18 protein-coding genes and 1 tRNA gene are annotated in these 20938 nt (G+C 72.9%); 10 read left to right on the forward strand and 9 right to left on the reverse strand.

What is annotated here, in order from left to right; genetic code table 11:
- The first annotated feature begins 300 nt into the window (after window positions 1-300).
- Together IG05_RS0108345 and IG05_RS0108350 are read left to right on the forward strand one after the other, a co-directional pair.
- A complete protein-coding gene (locus IG05_RS0108345) occupies window positions 301-1257 on the forward strand; it encodes a LysR family transcriptional regulator (RefSeq protein WP_030340572.1) in 957 nt (318 codons plus the stop codon).
- Between the two features lie 179 nt (window positions 1258-1436).
- Entirely contained in the window at window positions 1437-3389 is a 1953-nt protein-coding gene (locus tag IG05_RS0108350; protein ID WP_030340573.1) for a collagenase, read from the forward strand.
- A gap of 76 nt (window positions 3390-3465) precedes the next feature.
- Here IG05_RS0108350 and IG05_RS0108355 read toward each other — a convergent pair whose 3' ends face one another.
- Window positions 3466-4920 (reverse strand): glyceraldehyde-3-phosphate dehydrogenase, encoded by a 1455-nt coding sequence (locus IG05_RS0108355; protein ID WP_030340575.1) that lies wholly within the window; start codon window positions 4918-4920, stop codon window positions 3466-3468.
- 156 nt (window positions 4921-5076) lie between these two features.
- On the opposite strand from IG05_RS0108355, the gene IG05_RS0108360 reads away from it, so the two are divergent.
- Window positions 5077-6303 (forward strand): membrane protein, encoded by a 1227-nt coding sequence (locus IG05_RS0108360; RefSeq protein WP_030340576.1) that lies wholly within the window; start codon window positions 5077-5079, stop codon window positions 6301-6303.
- Window positions 6304-6432: 129 nt separating this feature from the next.
- The gene (locus IG05_RS0108365) at window positions 6433-7125 is read left to right on the forward strand and encodes an alpha/beta fold hydrolase (protein ID WP_030340578.1); all 693 of its coding nucleotides are present in this window, start codon (window positions 6433-6435) and stop codon (window positions 7123-7125) included.
- 40 nt (window positions 7126-7165) lie between these two features.
- Here IG05_RS0108365 and IG05_RS48300 read toward each other — a convergent pair whose 3' ends face one another.
- On the reverse strand, window positions 7166-7480 hold the full coding sequence (locus tag IG05_RS48300) for a hypothetical protein (protein ID WP_030340579.1): 315 nt from the start codon (window positions 7478-7480) through the stop codon (window positions 7166-7168).
- 232 nt (window positions 7481-7712) lie between these two features.
- Between IG05_RS48300 and IG05_RS0108375 the strand changes: the two genes are divergently transcribed.
- From IG05_RS0108375 to IG05_RS0108385, 3 genes are all read left to right on the forward strand, one after another.
- Entirely contained in the window at window positions 7713-8033 is a 321-nt protein-coding gene (locus IG05_RS0108375) for a hypothetical protein (protein WP_030340581.1), read from the forward strand.
- Between the two features lie 150 nt (window positions 8034-8183).
- Complete coding sequence (locus tag IG05_RS0108380) at window positions 8184-9014, forward strand: PP2C family protein-serine/threonine phosphatase (protein ID WP_030340582.1); 831 nt, start codon at window positions 8184-8186, stop codon at window positions 9012-9014.
- Window positions 9015-9111: 97 nt separating this feature from the next.
- Window positions 9112-10125, forward strand: coding sequence for an MASE1 domain-containing protein (locus tag IG05_RS0108385; protein WP_030340584.1), 1014 nt, complete (start codon window positions 9112-9114; stop codon window positions 10123-10125).
- 11 nt (window positions 10126-10136) lie between these two features.
- Here the strand turns inward: IG05_RS0108385 and IG05_RS0108390 are convergent, their stop codons facing one another.
- Window positions 10137-10511 carry a hypothetical protein gene (locus IG05_RS0108390; RefSeq protein ID WP_051789621.1) on the reverse strand — a complete coding sequence of 125 codons (375 nt, stop codon included), beginning with the start codon at window positions 10509-10511 and terminating at the stop codon, window positions 10137-10139.
- 122 nt (window positions 10512-10633) lie between these two features.
- Between IG05_RS0108390 and selA the strand changes: the two genes are divergently transcribed.
- Together selA and IG05_RS0108400 are read left to right on the forward strand one after the other, a co-directional pair.
- On the forward strand, window positions 10634-12010 hold the full coding sequence (gene selA, locus IG05_RS0108395) for an L-seryl-tRNA(Sec) selenium transferase (protein WP_030340587.1): 1377 nt from the start codon (window positions 10634-10636) through the stop codon (window positions 12008-12010).
- Window positions 12010-13791: a SelB C-terminal domain-containing protein gene (locus IG05_RS0108400; protein ID WP_030340588.1), complete on the forward strand. Its 1782-nt coding sequence runs from the start codon at window positions 12010-12012 to the stop codon at window positions 13789-13791. Before selA ends, IG05_RS0108400 begins: the two co-directional genes overlap by 1 nt.
- 187 nt (window positions 13792-13978) lie before the next feature.
- On the opposite strand, the gene IG05_RS0108405 is transcribed toward IG05_RS0108400, so the two are convergent.
- From IG05_RS0108405 to IG05_RS47730, 5 genes are all read right to left on the reverse strand, one after another.
- Window positions 13979-14398, reverse strand: a complete 420-nt coding sequence (locus IG05_RS0108405; RefSeq protein WP_030340590.1) for a hypothetical protein — start codon at window positions 14396-14398, stop codon at window positions 13979-13981.
- 122 nt (window positions 14399-14520) lie between these two features.
- Window positions 14521-15165: a hypothetical protein gene (locus tag IG05_RS0108410; RefSeq protein WP_030340592.1), complete on the reverse strand. Its 645-nt coding sequence runs from the start codon at window positions 15163-15165 to the stop codon at window positions 14521-14523.
- Between the two features lie 75 nt (window positions 15166-15240).
- Window positions 15241-15381: a hypothetical protein gene (locus tag IG05_RS47725; protein WP_158838823.1), complete on the reverse strand. Its 141-nt coding sequence runs from the start codon at window positions 15379-15381 to the stop codon at window positions 15241-15243.
- Window positions 15382-15413: 32 nt separating this feature from the next.
- The gene (locus IG05_RS0108420) at window positions 15414-15758 is read right to left on the reverse strand and encodes a hypothetical protein (RefSeq protein ID WP_030340593.1); all 345 of its coding nucleotides are present in this window, start codon (window positions 15756-15758) and stop codon (window positions 15414-15416) included.
- A gap of 611 nt (window positions 15759-16369) precedes the next feature.
- Window positions 16370-16462 (reverse strand) — tRNA-Sec (locus IG05_RS47730).
- Between the two features lie 37 nt (window positions 16463-16499).
- Here IG05_RS47730 and selD point away from each other — a divergent pair.
- Window positions 16500-17513 (forward strand): selenide, water dikinase SelD, encoded by a 1014-nt coding sequence (selD, locus tag IG05_RS0108425; RefSeq protein ID WP_030340595.1) that lies wholly within the window; start codon window positions 16500-16502, stop codon window positions 17511-17513.
- 6 nt (window positions 17514-17519) lie between these two features.
- Here the strand turns inward: selD and fdh are convergent, their stop codons facing one another.
- Window positions 17520-20789 carry a formate dehydrogenase gene (fdh, locus tag IG05_RS0108430; protein WP_107051320.1) on the reverse strand — a complete coding sequence of 1090 codons (3270 nt, stop codon included), beginning with the start codon at window positions 20787-20789 and terminating at the stop codon, window positions 17520-17522.
- Window positions 20790-20938 lie beyond the last annotated feature (149 nt).

A 20938-nucleotide genomic window follows, 5' to 3' on the forward strand; every position in this document is an offset into this window, starting at 1 on the left:
GAGCCCCCAGGCCGGGAGGCCTGGGTCCGTGGGGCGGGGAGGCAATGCCCATGGGCTGGGGAGGCCCGGGGTCATGGCTCGGGGAGCCCAGGGCCCGCCGCTCGGGAAGGCCAGGTTTCCTGGGGCGGGAAGGCCCGGGGCGGGGCCCCGGCCGCCGTGGCCGTACCCTGGCGGAGCTGCGGCTTGTGTCCTGCGTGGGGTGGTGGAACGCTTCGGGCCGGTGGGCCTGGGTGTGGTCGGCGAGAGCTGCGGGCGGCACCGGGAGTCCGCGGGGCGCGGGCCCGGGCGGGAAGGGAAACGATGGAGCTGGAGCTGCGGCACCTGCGGGTGCTGTGCGCGATCGCCGACGCGGGCAGTGTGGGCCGCGCCGCAGCGCAGCTGGGCTACTCGCAGCCCGCCGTGAGCACCCAGCTGCGGCGCATCGAGCGCCACCTGGGCGAGCCGCTCTTCGAGCGCGGGCCGAGCGGGGTCCGGCCGACCCGCTACGGCGCCGAGGTCGTGGAACAGGCCCGGGACGTCCTCGCACGGGCCGCCGCGATCGGGCACCGCCCGCCGTCCGCCGCCCGCCCCCGCCGGACCCTGCGCCTGGCCGCGACCAACTCGCCGGTGCTGTCCGGCACGCTCTCCCGGGTCCGCACCCGGCTGCCCGAACTGCCCCTCTCGGTCACCAGCGTCTACGCGTCCTCGCGGATCGTGGAACTGCTGGAGGAGGGCGCGGTGGACGCCGCCATCGCCGCCGACTACCCGGGCATGGAACTGCGGCACTCGGCCGCCGTACGGCACCGCGGCATCGTCACCGAACCCACCTTCGTCGCCCTGCCCGCCCGGCACCGGCTCCGGCTGAGCGCCCAGGTGCAGCTCGCCGACCTCGCCGACGACGCCTGGTTCGTCACCCCGGACGACGGCGCCGGCTGGCCCGGCGTGTTCTACGACGCCTGCGCGGCCGCCGGGTTCGCACCGGTGACCGTCCACGAGTGGCTCGGTGACCAGACCCAGCTGCAGAGCATGATCGCCGACGGTCTCGGGGTGTCCCTGGTGCAGCCGACGCTGAGGCCGATCCCGCACGTCGTGGTCAAGCCGCTGGCCGGCTCCCCGCTGTGGTGCCGCTACGTGCTGGCCTGGCGGCCGGACACCGTCGCCGACGACGTCGTGGAGACGGTGTTCCAGTCCGCCACCGCCGCGTACCGCGATCTCGTCGCCCAGGCACCGCACCTGCGCACCTGGGCCTCACGCACCTGGAGCGCCGCCGGAGCCTAGGAGCGGGCCGAGCGCCTGGGAGCGCGGGGCTCAGCCGGTCACGGACGTGCCGCGATGTTATGAGCGGCCAGTGCCATGTGCTATGTCACACGCCATTGTTGGGGCGGCGGCCGCGCTGAGACAGTGCCTCACACGCCTCAACACCCCACAGAGGCGCGTCTTTTCGTGGAGGAATCCAGATGCGCTATCGCTTCGCGCTGCCCGGACGCACGCCGAGAGGCACGGCCGGCCGCATCGCCGGCGCCGCCGCCGTCTGCGTCACCCTGGCCGGCCTGCTGTCCACGCCGGCGCTGGCGGCACCCCGGCCGCACGCCGGTACGGCCACCGCCACCGCGCCCCGCGCAGGCCTCGCCGTACCGTCGCCCGCCGCGGCGTCCACCGCCGCGACCGAGCACCCCGCGACCCAGGCCAGGCGCCTCAGCCCGGTCCAACTCCCGCCGCGCCAGCCGCTGTCCAGCAAGCCGGCCGGAAGCGCGGCGAAGGCCGCCTCCTGCACCCCGGCCGACTTCGGCAGCCGTAGCGGCTCCGCCCTCGTCGCCTACGTCAAGGCGGCGACCCCGGACTGCGTCAACACCCTCTTCCCGGTCGCCGGCGCGGACGCGCGCGCCGTCTTCCGCCAGGCCCAGATGCTGACCGTGGCGAACGCGTTCACGCGCACCGCCGGGCAGTACCGCGGCGACAACTCCGGCAGCCTGCTGCAACTGGTCCTCTTCCTGCGCGCCGGCTACTACGTGCAGTTCAACCACCCGGCAGACGTGGGCACGTACACCGCCCGCCTCACCACCGCCGTCACGAGCGGCATGGACGCCTTCTTCGCCCGCTCCCACTCCCGTGACGTCTCGGCGGCCAACGGCGACATCCTCGGCGAGACCGTCATCCTCACCGACAGCGCCGACCAGCAGGACCGCTACCTGTACGTCTACCGCCGGCTGTTGAACGACTATGACAGCTCCTACGACCCGATCGACAGCATGACCAGGGCCGTCAACGACGTCTACACCCCCCTGTGGCGCGGCAACTGGAACCCGCGGTACGTGCAGGCGGTCGAGGCCGACCCGCGCGTCATCGACACGCTGTACGACTTCGCGCTGGCCAACACCGACCAGCTCGGCACCGCCCTGGCCTTCCTGGACTCCAACGCCGGGATGAACCTGGCCCGTTACACCGAGCACCCCGAACTGAGGGACGACGTGCGGCCGTTGACCAAGGACCTGCTGGACCGGACCGCAATCACCGGCCCGACGGCCGGGCTGTGGGTCGCCGTGGCCACGCAGGCCGCCGCCTACGACGGGGACGACTGCGCGTACTACGACGTCTGCAACCTTCCGGACAAGCTCGACAAGGCCGTGCTGCCCGTCACGCAGCACTGCGACGCGAACGTCACCGTGCGGGCCCAGGCGCTCACCGCCGCCGACCTCGACGCCGCCTGCGCCAGCGTGCTCCGCCAGGACGCCTACTTCGGCTCGGTCGTCGGGGCCGACGGCCGGATACCCGGGCAGTACGCCTCCACCCTCCGGCTCGTGGTCTTCGCCGGCCGCACCGACTACCAGACGTACGCCGGCGCGATGTACGGCATCAGCACCGACAACGGCGGCATGACACTGGGCGGCGACCCGTCGGACCCGGCCAACCAGCCGATGTCGATCATGTACCAGAAGAACTACGACGACGGCTTCCCGGCCCGGATCTGGAACCTCAACCACGAGTACACGCACTTCCTGGACGCCCGCGACGACATGAAGGGGGACTTCGCGCGGCAGATCTCCGTGCCGGACGTGTGGTGGATCGAGGGCATCGCCGAGTACGTCTCCTACAGCTACCGCGGCCTCGCCGACGACCAGGCGGTCCAGGAGGCGGGCAAGCACACGTACCGTCTGAGCACCCTGTTCGAGAACACCTACGACAACAGCGACGTGACCCGCACCTACCCGTGGGGCTACCTCGCCGTGCGCTACATGATCGAGAAGCACCCCGACGACGTCCGGCGCATGCTCGCCCGCTTCCGCGTCGGTGACTACGCCGGCGGATACGCCGTCTACCACGACGGCATCGGCACCCGCTACGACGCCGACTTCGACCAGTGGCTCACGGCGTGCGCCGCGGGCGCCTGCGCCCGGCCGGCCGCGGCCTGACCGCACGCGCCCGGCGAAACGGCCGCCGACCGGAGATCCCGGTCGGCGGCCGTACGCGTGCGCGGGAGCAGGCGGATCAGACCGCCGTCGCCGGGAACGTCGGGTACTCCACGCCCGAGACGTGCTGGACGACCCGGACGACCTGGCAGGAGTAGCCGAACTCGTTGTCGTACCAGAGGTAGAGGATCGCGTTGTCGCCGTCGACCTTCAGGGCGCCGGCGTCCACGATCGAGGCGTGGCGGGAGCCGATGAAGTCGCTGGAGACCGCGTCGGGCGCCGTGATGAAGTCGATCTGGCGCTTGAGCGGCGAGGTCAGCGACACCTCGCGCAGGTAGTCGTGGACCTCCTCGCGGGTGGTCTCGCGGGCCAGCTGGAGGTTGAGGATCGCGATCGAGACGTCCGGCACCGGGACGCGGATCGAGCTGCCGCTGATCTTCGCCTTGAGGTCGGGCAGCGCCTTGGCGACGGCGGAGGCGGCACCGGTCTCGGTGATCACCATGTTGAGCGGCGCGGACCGGCCCCGGCGCTCCGACTTGTGGTAGTTGTCCAGCAGGTTCTGGTCGTTGGTGAACGAGTGGACGGTCTCCACGTGGCCGCGCAGCACGCCGTACTCGTCGTCCATGGCCTTCAGCGGCGGGACGATCGCGTTGGTGGTGCAGGAGGCGCAGGACAGGATCTGCTCGTCCGGCTTGATGGTGTCGTGGTTGACGCCGTGCACGATGTTCGGGACGTCGCCCTTGCCCGGCGCGGTCAGCACGACCTTCTCGATGCCGGGGCGCAGGTGCTTGGACAGCCCCTCGCGGTCGCGCCACTTGCCGGTGTTGTCGATGAGGATGGCGTCCCGGATGCCGTACTCGGTGTAGTCCACGTGCGACGGGTCGTCGGCGTAGATCACCTTGATCTCGTTGCCGTTGGCGACGATCGTGCTGTTGTCCTCGTCCACCGTGATGGTGCCCTGGAACTGGCCGTGGATGGAGTCGCGGCGCAGCAGCGAGGCGCGCTTGACGAGGTCCTCGGCGGCCCGGCCGCCACCGCCGCGCACGACGATGGCGCGCAGCCGCAGGCCGTTGCCGGAGCCGGACTTCTCGATCAGCAGACGGGCGACGAGGCGGCCGATGCGGCCGAAGCCGTACAGCACGACGTCGCGCGGCTCACGGCGCTCGATCTTGTTCGTGCCGGTGGCGCCGGCGACCGCCTCGGCGGTGAACTCGGCCACGCTCAGGCCGCGGTCGTCGGCCTGGTAGGTGGTGGCCAGCATGCCGAGGTCGATCTGGGAAGGCCCGAGGTCGAGGGCGGTCAGCGCCTCAAGGAACGGCATGGTCTCGGTGACGGACAGCTCGGCACCGGCGATCTGCCGGGCGAAGCGGTGCGTCTTGAGGATGCTGACCACCGACTTGTTCACCAGGGAGCGGCTGTGCAGCAGGACGGTCACGTCCCGCTCGCGGTGCAGCTTCCCGATGAGCGGGATCATCGACTCCGCGATCTCCTCGCGGATCTTCCAGTTGGTGAACGAGTCGTCGTTGACAGTCACAGGTCCATCTTTCGAGCTAGGCAGCGCTCATATGATAACCACACCCTGATCAGGCCCTGGGCCGGGGGTGGGCGTCACCCGGGGCGCGTCCGCGTTCGCGAATAGGGGTGGAACCGAGTCCGAAACCCGGGTCGTGCGTTGCACCTCCACCCGGGCGTGACCAAGGTCGGCAACGTGAGTACCTCCTCCGTGCCGCGGCCCGAGCCGACGGCCCCCGCCGGGCCCCTGCACCGCCCCTGGCCGCCGCGGCCGGCCGCCGCCGGTGCGCCACGGGGATTCCTGCCGGCCCTCGCCCTCTTCGCGGGCCTGCGGCTCGCCGGCATCCTCGCGGTGATCCTCACGAACGAGCTCCGCGGGCACCCGCTGGTCAGGAACCTGGCCCACTCCTGGGACTCGCGCTGGTACCTGCACATCGCCACGCACGGCTACGGCCGCCTCATCTGGGTCGGCCCCACGGGCGCCGTCCAGACCGACTGGGCGTTCTTCCCCCTCTATCCCGCGCTCATCCGGGCGCTCACCACCGTCCTGCCGCTCACCCCCGGCCAGGCCGGCCTGCTCATCGCCTGGACGGCTGCGGGCGTGGCCGCGTACGGCGTCTACCGCGTCGGGCACCACCTGTACGGGCGGGGCGTCGCCACCACGCTGGTCGCCCTGTGGGCCGCCCTGCCGCACGCGGTCGAACTCACCCTCGCCTACACCGAGTCGCTGTTCGCCGCCCTCGCGGCCTGGTCCCTGTACTGCGTGCTGAAGGGACGCTGGCTGTGGGCCGGCTCCCTGGCCGCGCTGGCGGGACTGTCCCGGCCCAGCGGCGTCGCGGTGGCGGTGGCCGTCTCCCTCACCGCCGGGTACGAGGTGCTGCGCCGGCGCGGCCGGGCCCCGGCGCGGCTGTGGGCCGGCGCGCTCCTGGCCCCGCTCGGCTGGCTGGGCTACGTGCTGTGGGTGGGCAGCCGCACGGGAGACGTCCTCGGCGGCTACTTCTCGGTGCAGAGCGCCTGGGGCTCCCGCTACGACTTCGGCGTCGGCTCGGTGCGCTTCCTCAAGGCCCTGCTGCTGCACGGCGGAGGCGTCGTCTACCCGGCCGCCCTGCTGATCATCGCGGTGAGCGTGCTGCTGTTCGTGCTGCTGTGCCTGGAACGCGCCCCGCTGCCCCTGGTGGTCTTCTCCGGCGTCCTCGTCCTGCTCGTGCTCGGCGGCGCCGGCTCCTTCTCCTCCAAGCCGCGGTTCCTGCTGCCGGCCTTCCCGCTGCTCATCCCGACGGCACGGGCCCTCGCCCGGACCTGGTGGCTGCGCCGGTCCCCGGCGGTGGTGGTCTACGGCGCCCTCGCCCTGGCCTCCCTGCTGGCCGGCGCCTATGTGACGGCGGTGGCCCACTCCCCGCTGTGACCCGCCACCCGCCACCCGCCGCCACCTGTCACGCGAGCCGTTCGCGCCATCGTCTGCCGTGCCGTCACTGGTACGGGCATCGGCCCCGGTGACATGATCGGCCCGAGGCCGACGGGGAAGGCGGCGCCGATGAGGCTGCACACGCACGAGTGGGGGACCGGCGACCGGATCGCCGTCCTCGTCCACGGGATCATGTCCGACCACCGCACCTGGCACCGGGTCGCCCCCGTCCTCGCCGGCAAGGGGTACCGGGTCGTGGGTGTGGACCTGCGCGGGCACGGCGCCAGCGGGCGGGGCGCGTACAGCCCCGAGGCCTGGGCCGGCGACCTCGTCGAAACCCTCCCGGCGCGGCCCGAGTTGGCGATCGGGCACTCGCTGGGGGCGATGGCGCTGGCCGGTGCCGTGGAAAAGCTGGCACCCGCCCGGGCCGTCTACTGCGACCCGGCCTGGGACCTGCGCAAGGAACTCGTCGAGGCGTCCGCGTACTTCACCGTCTTCAAGACCGCGAACCGCACGATGATCAGCGGCCTCAACCCGCGCTGGGACGACACCGACCTGGACATCGAGCTGGCCACGCTCGCCGACTGGGACCCCGCCACGGCCCTCGTCCTGCCCGGCATCTACTCGGTCAGCCGCACTCCGGCGCGCCCGGTGGTGCCCTCGCTCGTACTGCTGGCCGGTGCGAGCGACCTCGTACGGCCCGGCCTCGGCGCGGAGCTGGTGCGGCGGGGCTTCGAGGTCCGGACCGTCGAGGGCGCCGGGCACAGCCTGTACCGCGACGACTTCGACGGCTTCATGAGCGCGCTGGACGGCTGGATCTGACGGGGAGCCCAGGCCCTCGGAGGGTACGGATGGCGTACGGTCAGCGCGGGTTGAAGATCACGCTGGCGAAGCGGGTTCCGCCGGGCGCCGAGTGGCCGGGGGCGAGCCGCAGGGCGGACCCCTTGCACTTCTTCTGCGAGTAGACGACCAGCGGCTTCTTCGTCGCGTTCCGGGCGGCGCGGGCCTCCTGGGCCATGTCGAGACACTTGCGCTCCGGCGGGCTGTCGAGGGCGTAAGCCTTGCCCTGGGGGCCGATCCAGAGGAACGTGCCGTCGGCGGCGAGCGCGGGACCCGCGGTGGTCATGGCGAGGGCGAGACCGCCGAGCACGGCGGCGAGCGGACGGCGCAGGCGCATGAGGTGTCCTTCGCGAACGGTGACAGGGGAGGGGCGGACCGGTGCCGGGGAAGGGCACCGAGGCCGTACCGGTAATCTCCCACCCCGGCTCCGCCCGGCCCCGCAGCCCACATGGGCAGGTCCACCGTCCGGCCGACGGCGGCGACCCCCGGACGGCGGCGTTCCGACGTCCCCGGTGCGAAGCGCGCGAATCGGGGTAGTCGAGGGGACGCCCGAGGAAAGGACCGTCACCATGACGACCTACGTGATCAGCGTCCCCGGTACCTTCACCACCGGGGTGGAGGCCGGTACCCGGACCCGGCTGGCCCGGTCGCTCCGGCCCGCCGATCCGCACGGCACCCGCCTGGGCGACGCCGAGGACCTGGACGTGCTGAGCGTCAACGACGACAACACCTTCACCCTGCGCCTGACCGTCGAGGCGGACACCGGCCCGCACGCCGAGGAGGAGGCCCGGCGGCTCGCGGACTCCGCGCTGCGCGACGCCGGCCTGGACGAGCGCACCGCGCCGCTCGGACCCGCGGTGATCACCGGCATCGACTCCGACGTCCGCTGACGAGCTTCACCCCAGGGCACCGTCAGGGCACCGAGGGCACCATCGGGGCACGACCAGAGCACGATCATCCTGTTCCGGTAAAATCTAGGCATTTGCCAGACATTCAGGCGACCGGCCCCTCCCGAGCCACCGCCCCGCCGGAAGTGATCGATGCCCCGCAAGCGCTCCACGGACGAAGGCGACGAGCTGCTGGCCAGACTCGGCTCGCTCACCGCCCAGGCACGCCGGCGGGCGGAAGCGCAGCGCACCCAGGTCGAGCTGGCCCTCGCCCTGCAGCGCGGCATGCTGCCCAGGGACCTGCCCACCGCCCCCGGCGTGCATCTGGCGGTGCGGTACACGCCCGCCAACCTCGGTCTCAACGTGGGCGGCGACTGGTACGACGCCTTCACCCTGCCGGACGGCCGGATCGGGCTGTCCATCGGTGACGTGCAGGGCCACAACATCGAGGCCGCGGCCTTCATGGGCCAGGTCAGGGCCGGACTGCGGGCGCTCGCCTCCGTCACCGGCGATCCCGGAGAACTCCTGGCCCGCACCAACGACCTGCTGCTCTCCCTGGGCAGCGAACTGTTCGCCACCTGCACCTTCATGCGGCTCGACCCGGCCACCGGAGTGCTGGAGAGCGCCCGGGCCGGCCACATACCCTTCGTGTGGGCCGCGGCCGACGGAAAGTCCGGCGTGGTCGACGACGAGGGCGGCCCGCCGCTCGGCATAGGGCAGGGCATGGAGTTCCCGGTGACCCGGCACCGGCTCCCCACCGGCGGAGTGTTCGTCCTGGTCACCGACGGGATCGTGGAGGGGCCGTCACTCACCCTCGAGGACGGCCTCGACCAGGTGGTGCGGCTCGCCGGAATCGCCGCCGTCGCCGGCCTGGAGGCCCGCGCGCTCGCCGCGGCCGTCATCAAGGGCGCCGAGGGCGTCGGACACGAGGACGACGCCGCCGTCCTGGTCGTGGGCCTGGACGGCCCCGGCGGCCCGCCCTGAACCGGCGCTCCGGCACCGCCCCCGTTCTCGGCCGGAGAGCCGGGGGAAACCGCGTCTCGCCTCGCCGACCGGCGGCCATCGGTGTGAGATGGCTGCTGTGGTGGGTTTCGAGGAGCTGCGCCGGCCGGCCGGCTACGCCGTCCGGACGCTGGCCGTCGCCGCCTGCTACTACGCGGCGGCCCGGCTCGGCCTGCTGCGCGAGCTGACCGTCGGGGGCGCCGTCTTCACCCCGATCTGGCCGCCGACCGGCGTCGCCGTCGCCGCGCTGCTGATCCTCGGCCTGGGCTGCTGGCCCGGTATCACCCTCGGCGCCTTCCTCTCCGTCCTGTCCCTGACCCCACCCGGGCCCGAGGTGCTCGGCGTCCTCGCCGGCAACACCGCCGCCCCCGTCTGCGCGGTCCTGCTGCTGCGCCGGGCCGGCTTCCGCACCGGCCTCGGACGGCTGCGCGACGGACTGTCCCTGGTGTTCCTGGGCGCGCTGGGCGCCATGGTGGTCAGCGCGACCTTCGGCGCGGGCGTCCTCGTCCTCAAGGGCAGCCTGCCCGCCCACAGCTTCTGGCCGGTCTGGTTCGCCTGGTGGGTGGGCGACGCGATGGGCGTCCTGATCGTCACCCCGCTGCTGCTGTTGCTGCACCAGGCCCGCCTGCCGCTGCCCCTGGCCCGCTGGAAGGAGGCGACCGCGCTGACCGTCGTCACCTGCGTGCTCGTACCGCTCGCCGTCTACACCCCGGTCAGCATGCTCTTCCTGGTCTACCCGCTCATCATCTGGGCGGCCCTGCGCTTCCAGCTGGTGGGCAGCGTGCTCTGCGCGCTGCTGACCTCCGTCGTGGCCACCGTCGCCGCCACGGACGGCGCCGGCGCGTTCGCCGGGCTGAACCGCATCGAGGTCATGGTGAAGCTCCAGGCGTTCAACGGCGCCATGGCGCTGACCGCGCTGCTGCTGTCCGCCCTGATCACCGAGCAGCGCCAGACCCGGCGTTCGGTCGAACAGGCCTGCCAGGAGCTGGCGGAGGTGCTGGAACACCTCACCGCTGGCGAGACCCCGCCGACCCGGCCGCCGACGGACACCGACGGCCTCGGCGACCGGTCCCGGCCGACCGGAGCCCCGTGACTCCCGCGCCGTCAGCGCTCCGAGCGGTTCACCGGCCCCTCGTCGTCACCGCCGGGCTCCGCGGCCGGCGTTCCGGCCGCCGTGCCACGGCGCTCGGGGTTCGGCGGGTGGGCGGCGCCGGTGCCGCCCGGCTGCCCGCCGCCGGTCGTGCCGTAACCCCCGGGGATCCCCGGCGGGGTGTCCGCGGCGGCCGCGGCCTCGCTGATACGGCGCCGGGCCCGGACCCCCGCCCGGCGCTCCGGGTACGGGTGGTCGAACGGTTCGGAGCTCGCGCGCTCGCGATCCGCCCCGACCTGCCGGCGCGCGGCCCGCTCGGCCGCCCCCGCCTCGTCGCCCTGTCGTTCGCGTTCACGCCCGAGATCGTGGTCGTGGTCGTGGTCCTTCATGCGCCGCCGGGTACCCGGGTGACGGCCGCCGCCAACGTCCCTCCCCGGCGTGTCGGGCGGCGCGCCGGGGGCACTGGGAGACGATGGGCGGCACAGGGCCGGACCGGAGGGACAAGGGCGGGATGCGACAGCGGCCGGTAGCAGCAAGGGCGGACGAGGCCACCCCGCGCAGCGCCCCCGGGGAGCCGCCGGCCGACGCACGCCGCCGCATCCCGCGCACCGACACCCTGCTGCGCGACCCCCGGCTGGCCGCGGCCGTGGACCGGCTCGGCGCACACCGGGTGAAAGCCGCCGTACGGCAGGCGCAGGAGCAGGCCCGCGCGGGCGCCATCCCGCCCGAACAGGTCCCGCAGACCGCCCTGGACCTGCTGCCCGGCACCGCCAGCGGCCTGCGTCCGGTGATCAACGCCACCGGGGTGCTGCTGCACACCAACCTCGGCCGGGCCGCGCTGTCCGCCGCCGCCCGCCAGGCGGTCCGGGAGGCGGCCGGCCCCACGGACGTCGAACTCGACCTGACGACCGGTGTACGGGCGCGCCGGGGACGCTCCGCGCTCGCCGCCCTGCACGCCCGGGTGCCGGCCGCCGGCGCCGCGCACGTCGTCAACAACGGGGCCGCCGCGCTCGTCCTGGCCGCCACCGCGCTCGCGGCCGGCAGGGAGATCGTCGTCAGCCGGGGCGAGATGGTGGAGATCGGCGACGGTTTCCGCCTGCCCGACCTGCTCGTCTCCACCGGCGCCCGGCTCCGCGAGGTCGGTACGACCAACCGCACGACCCCCGCCGACTACGCGGCCGTGATCGGGCCGGACACCGGCTTCGTGCTCAAGGTCCACCCGTCCAACTTCCGGATCACCGGCTTCACCCGGTCCGCCGAGGCCGCCGAACTCACCGGCCTCGGTGTTCCGGTCGTCGTCGACATCGGCTCCGGACTGCTCGCCCCGCACCCGGCCCTGCCCGAGGAACCCGACGCCGACACCCAGCTGCGCGCCGGCGCCGACCTCGTCACCGCCAGCGGCGACAAGCTGCTCGGCGGACCCCAGTGCGGGCTCCTGCTCGGCCGGTCGGACCTGGTCAGCGCCCTCGCCCGGCACCCGCTGGCCCGCGCCCTGCGCGTCGACAAGCTGACCCTGGCCGCACTGGAGGCCACCCTCACCGGCCCGCCCACCCCGACCGCCCTCGCCCTCACCGCCGACCCGGCCGCGCTCATGGCCCGCGCCGGCCGGCTCGCCACCGCGCTGGCCGGCGACGGCATCGACGTACGGGCCGTGGCGAGCGCGGCCACGGTCGGCGGCGGGGGCGCACCCGGCGTCACCCTGCCCAGCGCGGCGCTGTCCCTGCCCGAGCCGTACGCCGCCGTGCTGCGCACCGGCCGGGTCCCGGTCGTCGGACGTCTGGAGGCGGGCCGCTGCCTGCTGGACCTGAGAGCGGTGCCGCCGCAGGACGACGACCGGCTGGCCGAGGCCGTACGGTCGGCCCGGACCACCGCGGAAGGGCGGGCGTGATGCGGGTCCTCGCCACCGCCGGCCACGTCGACCACGGCAAGTCCGCGCTGGTCCGCGCCCTCACCGGCATGGAGCCCGACCGGTACGAGGAGGAGCGCCGCCGGGGTCTCACCCTGGACCTGGGCTTCGTGTGGACCCGCCTCGGCGGCGACGACCTCGCCTTCGTGGACGTGCCCGGGCACGAGCGGTTCGTACCGACCATGCTGGCCGGTGTCGGACCCGTCCCCGCCGTGCTGTTCGTCGTCGCCGCCGACCAGGGCTGGCAGCCGCAGTCCGAGGAGCACCTGGCCATCCTCGACGCGCTCGGCGTCCGGCACGCCGTCCTCGCGGTGACCCGCAGCGACCTCGCCGACCCCGAGCGGGTGCGCGCCGACGCCGTGGAGCGGCTGGCCGCGACCTCCCTCGGCAAGGTGCCCCATGTCGCCGTCAGCGCGGTCACCGGTGCCGGACTGGACGCACTGCGCACCGAACTGGCACGGCTGGCGGCCGCCCTGCCCCCGCCCGACACCGAGGCCGACGTACGCCTGTGGCTCGACCGGGCGTTCACCGTCCGCGGCCACGGCACCGTGGTGACCGGCACCCTCGGCGCGGGCACCCTGCGCGTCGGCGACCGGCTGGTCAGCGCCGACGGTTCGGCCGTCGTGCGGGTGCGCGGTCTGCAGAGCCTGCACGAGGAGCGGACGGCCGTCGGCGCGGTGGCCCGCGTCGCCGTCAACGTGCACGGCGAGGGAGACACCGGCCTGGGCCGCGGACAGGTGCTGCTCACCCCGGACCGCTGGCTGAGCACCGAGGCCGCCGACGTACGGGTCACCGGGGAGCCGGCGGCCGACCTGCCCCGGTGCGTCACCCTGCACATCGGGACGGCCGCCGTGCCGGTGACCGTCCGCCCGCTCGGCCGGGACACCGCACGGCTCAGCCTGCGCCGCAGGCTGCCCCTGCGGGTCGGCGACCGCGCGGTGCTGCGGGAGCCCGGCGGCACCCGCACGCCCTGCGGGGTCACCGTGCTGGACGTACGGCCACCCCGGCTGGCCCGGCGCGGCGCCGGCCGGGCCCGGGCGGCCGAGCTGGAGACCATCACCGGCCGCCCGGACGGCGCCGCCGAGCTGCGCCGCCGCAAGCTGGTCCGGCGCGCCGACCTGCGGGCGATGGGCGTGCCCGTGCCCGGCGAGCCCGTCGCCGGCGACTGGCTGGCGGACCCCGCGCACTGGAACGCCCTCAAGGACCGGCTGGCCGGCCAGGTCGTGGAGTACGCCCGCACCCATCCGCTGGAACCCGGCCTGCCCACCGAGGCGGCCCGCCGGCTGCTCGGCCTGCCCGACCGTGCCCTGGTCGACGCGCTGGCCGCGGCCCTGCCCGGGATCCACGCCCGCCAGGGCCGGCTGCACACCGCCGACAGCCTGCGCCCCGCCCTGCCCGCACCCGTCCGCGCCGCCGTGGACACCCTGCGCCGGGACCTCGCCCGCACCCCGTTCCGGGCCCCCGAGGCCGGGCGGCTCGCCGAACTCGGCCTGGACCGCCGGGCACTGGCCGCGGCGGCGGCCGCCGGCGCGCTGCTGCGCATCACCGACGGGATCGTGCTCCTGCCCGGCGCGGACGCCGCTGCCGCCGCCGAACTGCGGGCGCTGCCGCAGCCGTTCACGCTCAGCGAGGCCCGGCGCGCGCTGGACACCACCCGCCGGGTCGCCGTACCGCTGCTGGAGTTCCTGGACGCCCGGGGATTCACCGAACGCCTCGACGCCCAGCACCGCCGCTGCCGCACGGGTGCGGGGGACGAGAGCTGATGTCACGCCCGACCGGACCCCGCCTTCCCGCCGACGGTGAGCGGGCCGTGGCCTTGGGCTTGTAGGCGTCGGACCTCGTCATGGTCAGCCTTCGTGACGGACCGCTGCTTCTCTCAGAACCTTCTTACGGGAATCTCCCGGACATACGAAGGCCCGGCCGTCGTGGCCGGGCCCGGGTGGGTGGCGGTCAGACCTTGCAGAACCCGAGGCCCTTCAGCGCCTGGTTGATCTGCTTCCCCTGCGCCTCGGTGGTGGTGACGTCCTTGTAGGTGAAGCGCTGGGACGCGGCCAAGTCGGCCTTGCCGCTGCCGCTGCCGTTGTCGACGGAGGAGCACTGGTTGCGCGCGGCGTCGATGGCCTTGTCCTCGTACTTCACGATGTCCGGGTTGGCTGCGGCGAGCGCCCGGAGCAGCTCAGCGCGCTGGGCGCCGGTGGGCTTGGGCGGTATGCCCGCGGCCTTCTCGGCGGGGCTCCGGTCGGGGCTGGGCGTCTTCGAGGCCTTCGGGCTCGGGACGCTCTTGGTGCTGGAGTCGCTGCCGGACGAGCAGGCGGTGAGCGCGAGCGCGGATGCCGCAACGAGGACGGCGGCGGTGATACGGGTGTTCATGTCTCCCCTAGGACGCTTGTGACCAAGGGGACATCATGCCGGATCTGTGGCGTCTGTTTCCGGGCATGCCAGAAGGTGGCGACCCCGCCCGGACAACCCGGAGCGGGGCCGCTGCACGCCGGCTACTTCACGTCGCCCGTGAAGATCGCCGTCTCTGATTCTCCGTTGGCGTCGACCTCGACCTGCAATGTCGCCTCACCCTTCGGGAACTCGCACGCCCACGGCACGTTGATCGAACGGCCCGACAGCAACTTGGTCTCCGGCCCACCGTCCAGCCCGTCATCGAAGATCGGCTCCGCCGACTTGCCGTCCTGTCCGTACGAGCAAGACACGGAGAACAGGGTTGTGTCCAGCGGCCTCCCGCTGTCGTTCTTCACCTTCACCACGAACTTCACGTACGGGGTGCGCTCCGGCGACGCGTAGCTACTGGACGTGCCGCGTGCGAATTTCGACAGGCTCACCTCGACGTGGTTCTCGTACGTCACCACGTCGTCCAGGCCGAACACGTGTGGGCCCGTGTCCGTCGGTTGTGAGTCTGGCTCTTCCTCGGCGGCGGTCACGCTGTCAGCTGACGGTGTCGCCGTGCTCCCGACGGAGGTGTTCTCGTGCGCGCCGTCGTCCCGCGAGTTGACGACGACGATGCCGGTCCCGATCACGGCCGCGACCACCGCGGCGGCCGAGCCGATGATGACCCGGTTGGTCCGGGACTTCTTCGGCACCGGCGGCGGGAAGCTCGGCATCGGTGGCGTGGGTGTGGTGTCGTTCATGGTCCCCCCAGGTGAAGGTGTGGTGTGCGGGAATCATCCGCCCGCGTGTGCAGGGTGCGGCTTCGGTACCTCGGCCTAGGCCGGCTGGCCGTTCGGCCGGGCGGTGGTGTGGAGGAACCCGCCCTCGTCCAGAACGAGGACGTTGACGAGCCGGTCGAGGAGCCGGCGTTCGGCGCACCTCCATCGCGCGGTGCGGGTGGGCGGGCGTTGCTTCACATTCCGGGTGGGGGTGGTCGTGTACGGTGCCGCTACTTGCCGACGGTGATCTTCTCGTTGTCGAGGAGTGCGGTGTGTGTGGCAGCGGTGATCATCAGCAGGATGAGGATCAACCCCGCGAGGGGCGAGTTCGCATCGCCCTCTTTGGGGCTGACCAGGAACACGCCGACGAAGATGACGAGTTCCCCCGCTACGTAGGTGATCGCCAGCCACGGCTTCACCACACCCTTCACGGCGGCGACGACGAACGGCACGGCGGCGGCCAGACCGAGGGTGACCAGGGGAACAAGCGTCCAGATCACCGTGGCGACAGTGGTGTTGAACATGCGAGGCCGAGCGGGCGCGAACGGCGTGTTCAAGTAGGGGTTGGTGGTCATGCGGATCCTTTGGGTGTGTGGGTGACGTGAGGGCAGTGTGCTGTGATCCGGCGGCACACGTGGGAATTTCCGAGGGATTGACGCCTACGAGTGATCAACGAAAGGGCGGGCCGCACGAGTTGACGGAGCGCGGTCAAATTGGCCCGGCGGTTGGGCGCTGAGCAGAATCCAGGCGCCTGCGAGCTGAAGCCGAAAAACCGAAGCTCGGATTTCTGCCCTGGCCACACCACCCGACGAATGGCCGAAGTGGCCCTAGGGCCGCCCAACGCAGACTTCCCGCCGGCCGTCCGACGCGCAGCATCCCCTCTACGTCGGGCTCTGCGCGGTGATCCACCGGGCCTTCAGCGGCCCCTGCGGGCTCGACGGGCCACGCGGCCGCGATCGCGGCCCCCACCAGGAGCGGTACCGATATCGCGCTTGCAGGCCTCTTCGGCGAAAGTCTCGTTCTGCCGGTCGCCGCAGTGCCCGCCCTGCCCCCGTACACCCGGTGGATCGCGCTGCCGTCCTCGCACTCGCGTCTTCGAGTGCTTGTCATAACAGCGTATTAGGGTAGCCGAAGGGGTGCGGCAGATCCGTATTAGGCCGAACATTCTGATCGTGCTGGTAAAAGACGGAGGCGGACGGGAATCGAACCCGCCTGCCCGAGATCCTCGGGCACCTCGGTTTTGAAGACCGGGAGGGCCACCAGGCACCCACACGCCTCCACCGCTCGTCAGGCTACTGCCCCAGGAGAGCACAGGTATGACTACGACACCGGGCCGTCAGGCGCCCGTACGGCTCACCCAGTTCGCCCACGGCGGCGGCTGCGCCTGCAAGATCCCGCCCGGGGAGCTGGAGGAGGTGATCGCCGGGCTGACCGCACCGCCGCTCGCGGGCGGTGACACCCCGCTGCTCGTCGGCCTCGCCACCGGCGACGACGCGGCCGTGGTCACCCACCGCGGGACCGCGCTGGTGTGCACGGCCGACTTCTTCACCCCGGTCGTGGACGACCCCTACGACTGGGGCCGGATCGCCGCCGCCAACGCCCTGTCCGACGTGTACGCGATGGGCGGCCGGCCCGTCCTGGCCGTCAACCTGCTCGGCTGGCCCCGCGACCGGCTCCCGTTCGACCTCGCCCGCGAGGTGCTGCGCGGCGGACTGGACGTCGCCACCGAGGCCGGCTGCCACGTCGGCGGCGGGCACAGCGTCGACGACCCGGAACCCAAGTACGGCATGGCCGTCACCGGCATCGCCGATCCCGACCGGCTGCTGCGCAACGACGCCGGCCGGGCCGGGCTGCCGCTGTCCCTGACCAAACCGCTGGGCACCGGCGTCCTGAACAACCGGCACAAGGCCACCGGCGAGCGGTTCGCGCACGCCGTCGCCACGATGGCCGCCCTCAACCGGGAGGCCGCCGAGGCCGCGCTGGCCGCCGGCGCCGCATGCGCCACCGACGTCACCGGCTTCGGGCTCCTCGGCCACCTGCACAAGCTGGCCCGCGCCTCCGGGGTGACCGCCGTGGTCGACACCGCCGCCGTCCCGTACCTGGAGGGCGCCCGGGAGGCCGTACGGGACGGGTACGTCAGCGGCGGCACCCGGCGCAATCTAAAGTGGGTCGCACCGCACACCGACTTCGGGACCACCGACGAGGACACCCGGCTGCTGCTCGCCGACGCGCAGACCTCCGGCGGGCTGCTCGTCGCCGGGGAGGTACCCGGCGCGCCGGTGATCGGGGAGCTGGTGCCGCGCGGCACCCACTCCCTCGTCCTCAGGTAGGGCCGCTCACGGCTCCGTGCCGGTGTGCTCGTCGATGCCCGCCCGGATCCGGTACGCCCGCACCAGCTGCACGGCCGCCGGGCCCCGCGGCCGCCGTCCCGGGCGGATGTCCACGGCGAACGCCTTCGACTCCTGGATGTGCGTGTTCGGGTCCAGCGACAGGTGCAGCAGTTCGTTGGCCGCGTCCCCGGTGCTGTAGCCGTTGGGACCCCAGTGGTAGGGCAGCCCCACCTGGTGCAGCCGGCGGCCGTGCACGGTCAGCGGCGCCATCCGGTCGGTGACCAGCACCCGCGCCTCGACCACACCCCGCGCGCTGACGATCGTCGCCCACCCGGTGTGCGCCAGGCCCCGCTCGGCGGCCAGCTCGGGGGAGACCTCGCAGAAGAACTCCGGCTGCAGCTCCGCCAGGTACGGCTGCCAGCGGGACATGCCGCCCGCCGTGTGGTGCTCGGTCAGCCGGTAGGTGGTGGCCACGTACGGGAACACCCCGGAGCCGGGTTCGTCGCCGCTCGGCTGGTAGCGGTTGTCCGGATGCGGCCGCAGCAACTGCCGTACGGGGTTGCGCTGCTGGTCGTAGAGCAGGTTCGGGAACGGGGAGTCCTGCGGTTCGTAGTGCGCCGGCAGCGGCCCGTCGGTGAGCCCGGACGGCACGTACAGCCAGGCCTTGCCGTCGGCCTGCATGATGAACGGGTCCGTGCCGGACAGCGCCTCCGGCCCGGACGCGTCCTCGGGCGGCTCGTGGTCCGGCGCCTTGTCCTTCTTGAAGTCGGGGACGTCGTGCCCGGTCCACTCGCCCTGCTCGCCCTTGTCCGGGTCCCACCACACCAGCGCCTTGCGCTCGCTCCACGGCCTGCCCTCGGGGTCGGCCGAGGCCCGGTTGTACAGGATCCGCCGGTTGGCCGGCCAGGCCCACGCCCACTCGGCCGCCACCCAGTCCTGCTCCCGGCCCGGCTTGCGGCGGGCCGCCTGGTTGACGCCGTCGGCGTAGACACCGCAGTAGATCCAGCAGCCGCAGGACGTCGAGCCGTCCGCCGCCAGCTCCTCGTACGAGGAGAGCGGATTCCCCTCGGCGTCACGGCCGTTGATCTCGGCCAGGACGGCCTCCGCGTCCGGCTCGGCGAGCCGGCCCTTCGTCGGATAGTCCCAGGCCAGGTCGAGCACCGGGCGGTCCATCTCGTCACCGGACCCGGCGAGCTTGCGCCGGATGATCCGCCCGAGGTGGTAGGCGAACCACAGGTCGCTGCGGGCCTCGCCGGGCGGCTCGACCGCCTGGTGGTGCCACTGGAGCAGCCGCTGGGTGTTGGTGAAGCTGCCGTCCTTCTCGGTGTGCGCGGCGGCCGGCAGGAAGAACACCTCGGTGCCGATGTCCTCCGTGCGCAGCTCCCCGGTCTCGATCTCCGGGCCGTCCTTCCACCAGGTCGCCGACTCGATCAGGGAGAAGTCCCGGACGACCAGCCAGTCCAGGTTGGCCATGCCGAGCCGCATCAGCCTGGAGTTGGCGTTGCCCACGGCCGGGTTCTCGCCGATGAGGAAGTAACCCTTGCAGGTACCCTCCAGCTGGGCCATCGTCGTCTCGTACGTCGAGTGCGAGCCGGTGAGCCGCGGCAGGTAGTCGAAGCAGAAGTCGTTCTCCGCCGTCGCCGCGTCACCCCAGTACGCCTTGAGCAGGCTCACCACGTACGCCCGCATGTTGCCCCAGTAGCCCTTGTGGGTGGCCCCGGCCTCCACGAAGGCGTCCAGGTCCTCGTTCTGGTGGGCGTGCGGCATCGGGATGTAGCCGGGCAGCAGGTTGAACAGGGTCGGGATGTCGGTCGACCCCTGGATGGAGGCGTGCCCGCGCAGCGCGAGGATGCCGCCGCCGGGCCGGCCGATGTTGCCGAGCAGGGTCTGCAGCACGGACGCCGCCCGGATGTACTGCACGCCCACCGTGTGCTGGGTCCATCCGACCGCGTAGGCGAACGCGGTCGTGCGGTCGCGCCCGGAGTTCTCCGTGACGAGTTCGCACACCTGCCGGAACACGTCCTGCGGCACCCCGCAGATCCGCTCCACCATGTCCGGCGTGTAGCGGGCGTAGTGCCGTTTCAGCACCTGGAACACACAGCGCGGATGGGTCAGCGTCTCGTCCCGCTCCGGCTCGCCCTCGCCGATCACCGCACCGCCGGCGCCGTGCGCCTCACCGCGCGCCGCCTCGGTCACCGAGCTGCCGCCCTCGGTGCGCTCGTCGTACTCCTGGTCACGCTCGCCGGAGGGCGCCTGCACCTCGGAACCCTCGTACTGCCAACTGCTGTTGTCGTACGAGCGGCTGTCGGTGTCCAGGCCGGAGAAGACGCCGGCCAGGTCCTCGGTGTCCTGGAAGTCCTCCCGCAGGATCATCGGGGCGTTGCTGTACGCCACGATGTAGTCGCGGAAGTACTTGTCATGCCGGAGCACGAAGTTGATGATCCCGCCGAGGAAGGCGATGTCCGTTCCCGCGCGCAGCGGCACGTGCAGGTCGGCGAGCGCGCTGGTGCGGGTGAAGCGCGGATCGATGTGGATCAGCTTCGCGCCCCGCGCCTTGGCCTCCATCACCCACTGGAACCCGACCGGATGGCACTCGGCCATGTTCGAGCCCTCGATGACGATGCAGTCCGCGTTCTGCAGGTCCTGCTGGAAGGTGGTCGCGCCGCCGCGTCCGAACGAGGTTCCCAGACCGGGAACGGTGGAGGAGTGTCAAACACGCGCCTGGTTCTCGATCTGGATCGCTCCGAGCGCGGTGAACAGCTTCTTGAGGAGGTAGTTCTCCTCGTTGTCGAGGGTGGCTCCGCCCAGACTGGCGATGCCCAGGGTGCGCCGGGTGCGGGTCTCGTCGACCTCCCACTGCCAGCCGGTCCGGCGGGCCGCGATCACCCGGTCGGCGATCATGTCCATCGCCCGGTCCAGGTCCAGCCGCTCCCACTCTGTGCCGTGCGGGCGCCGATAGAGGACTTGGTGTTCGCGGGCGTCACCGGTGGTCAGCTGGAGGCTCGCCGCGCCCTTCGGGCACAGCCGGCCGCGCGAGATCGGGGAGTCGGGGTCGCCCTCGATCTGGGTGACCTTCTCGTCCTCCACGTACACGTTCTGGCCGCAGCCGACCGCGCAGTACGGGCAGACGGACTTCACCACCCGGTCGGCCGAGGTGACCCGGGGCGTGAGCCGTTCGCTGTGCCGGCTCTTGGCGGCGGCGCCGCGGCCGAGTGGATCCGTGCCGGTGAGCTGCCGGTAGACGGGCCAGGAATCGATCCAGGTTCGTACGCCCACGGCTCCTCCTCCCGCTCGGTCTCCTCGATTGTCCCGCAGCCTCGTGGGCGCGGCACCTCCGTTCCCGGCGGCGAGGTACCCCCGCCGGGGACGGGCAAACGGATCCGGCGGGTGTGCGGCCGGCGCCCCGGGGACTCCGCCGCTGCGGT

The organism is Streptomyces sp. NRRL S-1022 (assembly GCF_000720135.1).
GTDB lineage: Bacteria > Actinomycetota > Actinomycetes > Streptomycetales > Streptomycetaceae > Streptomyces.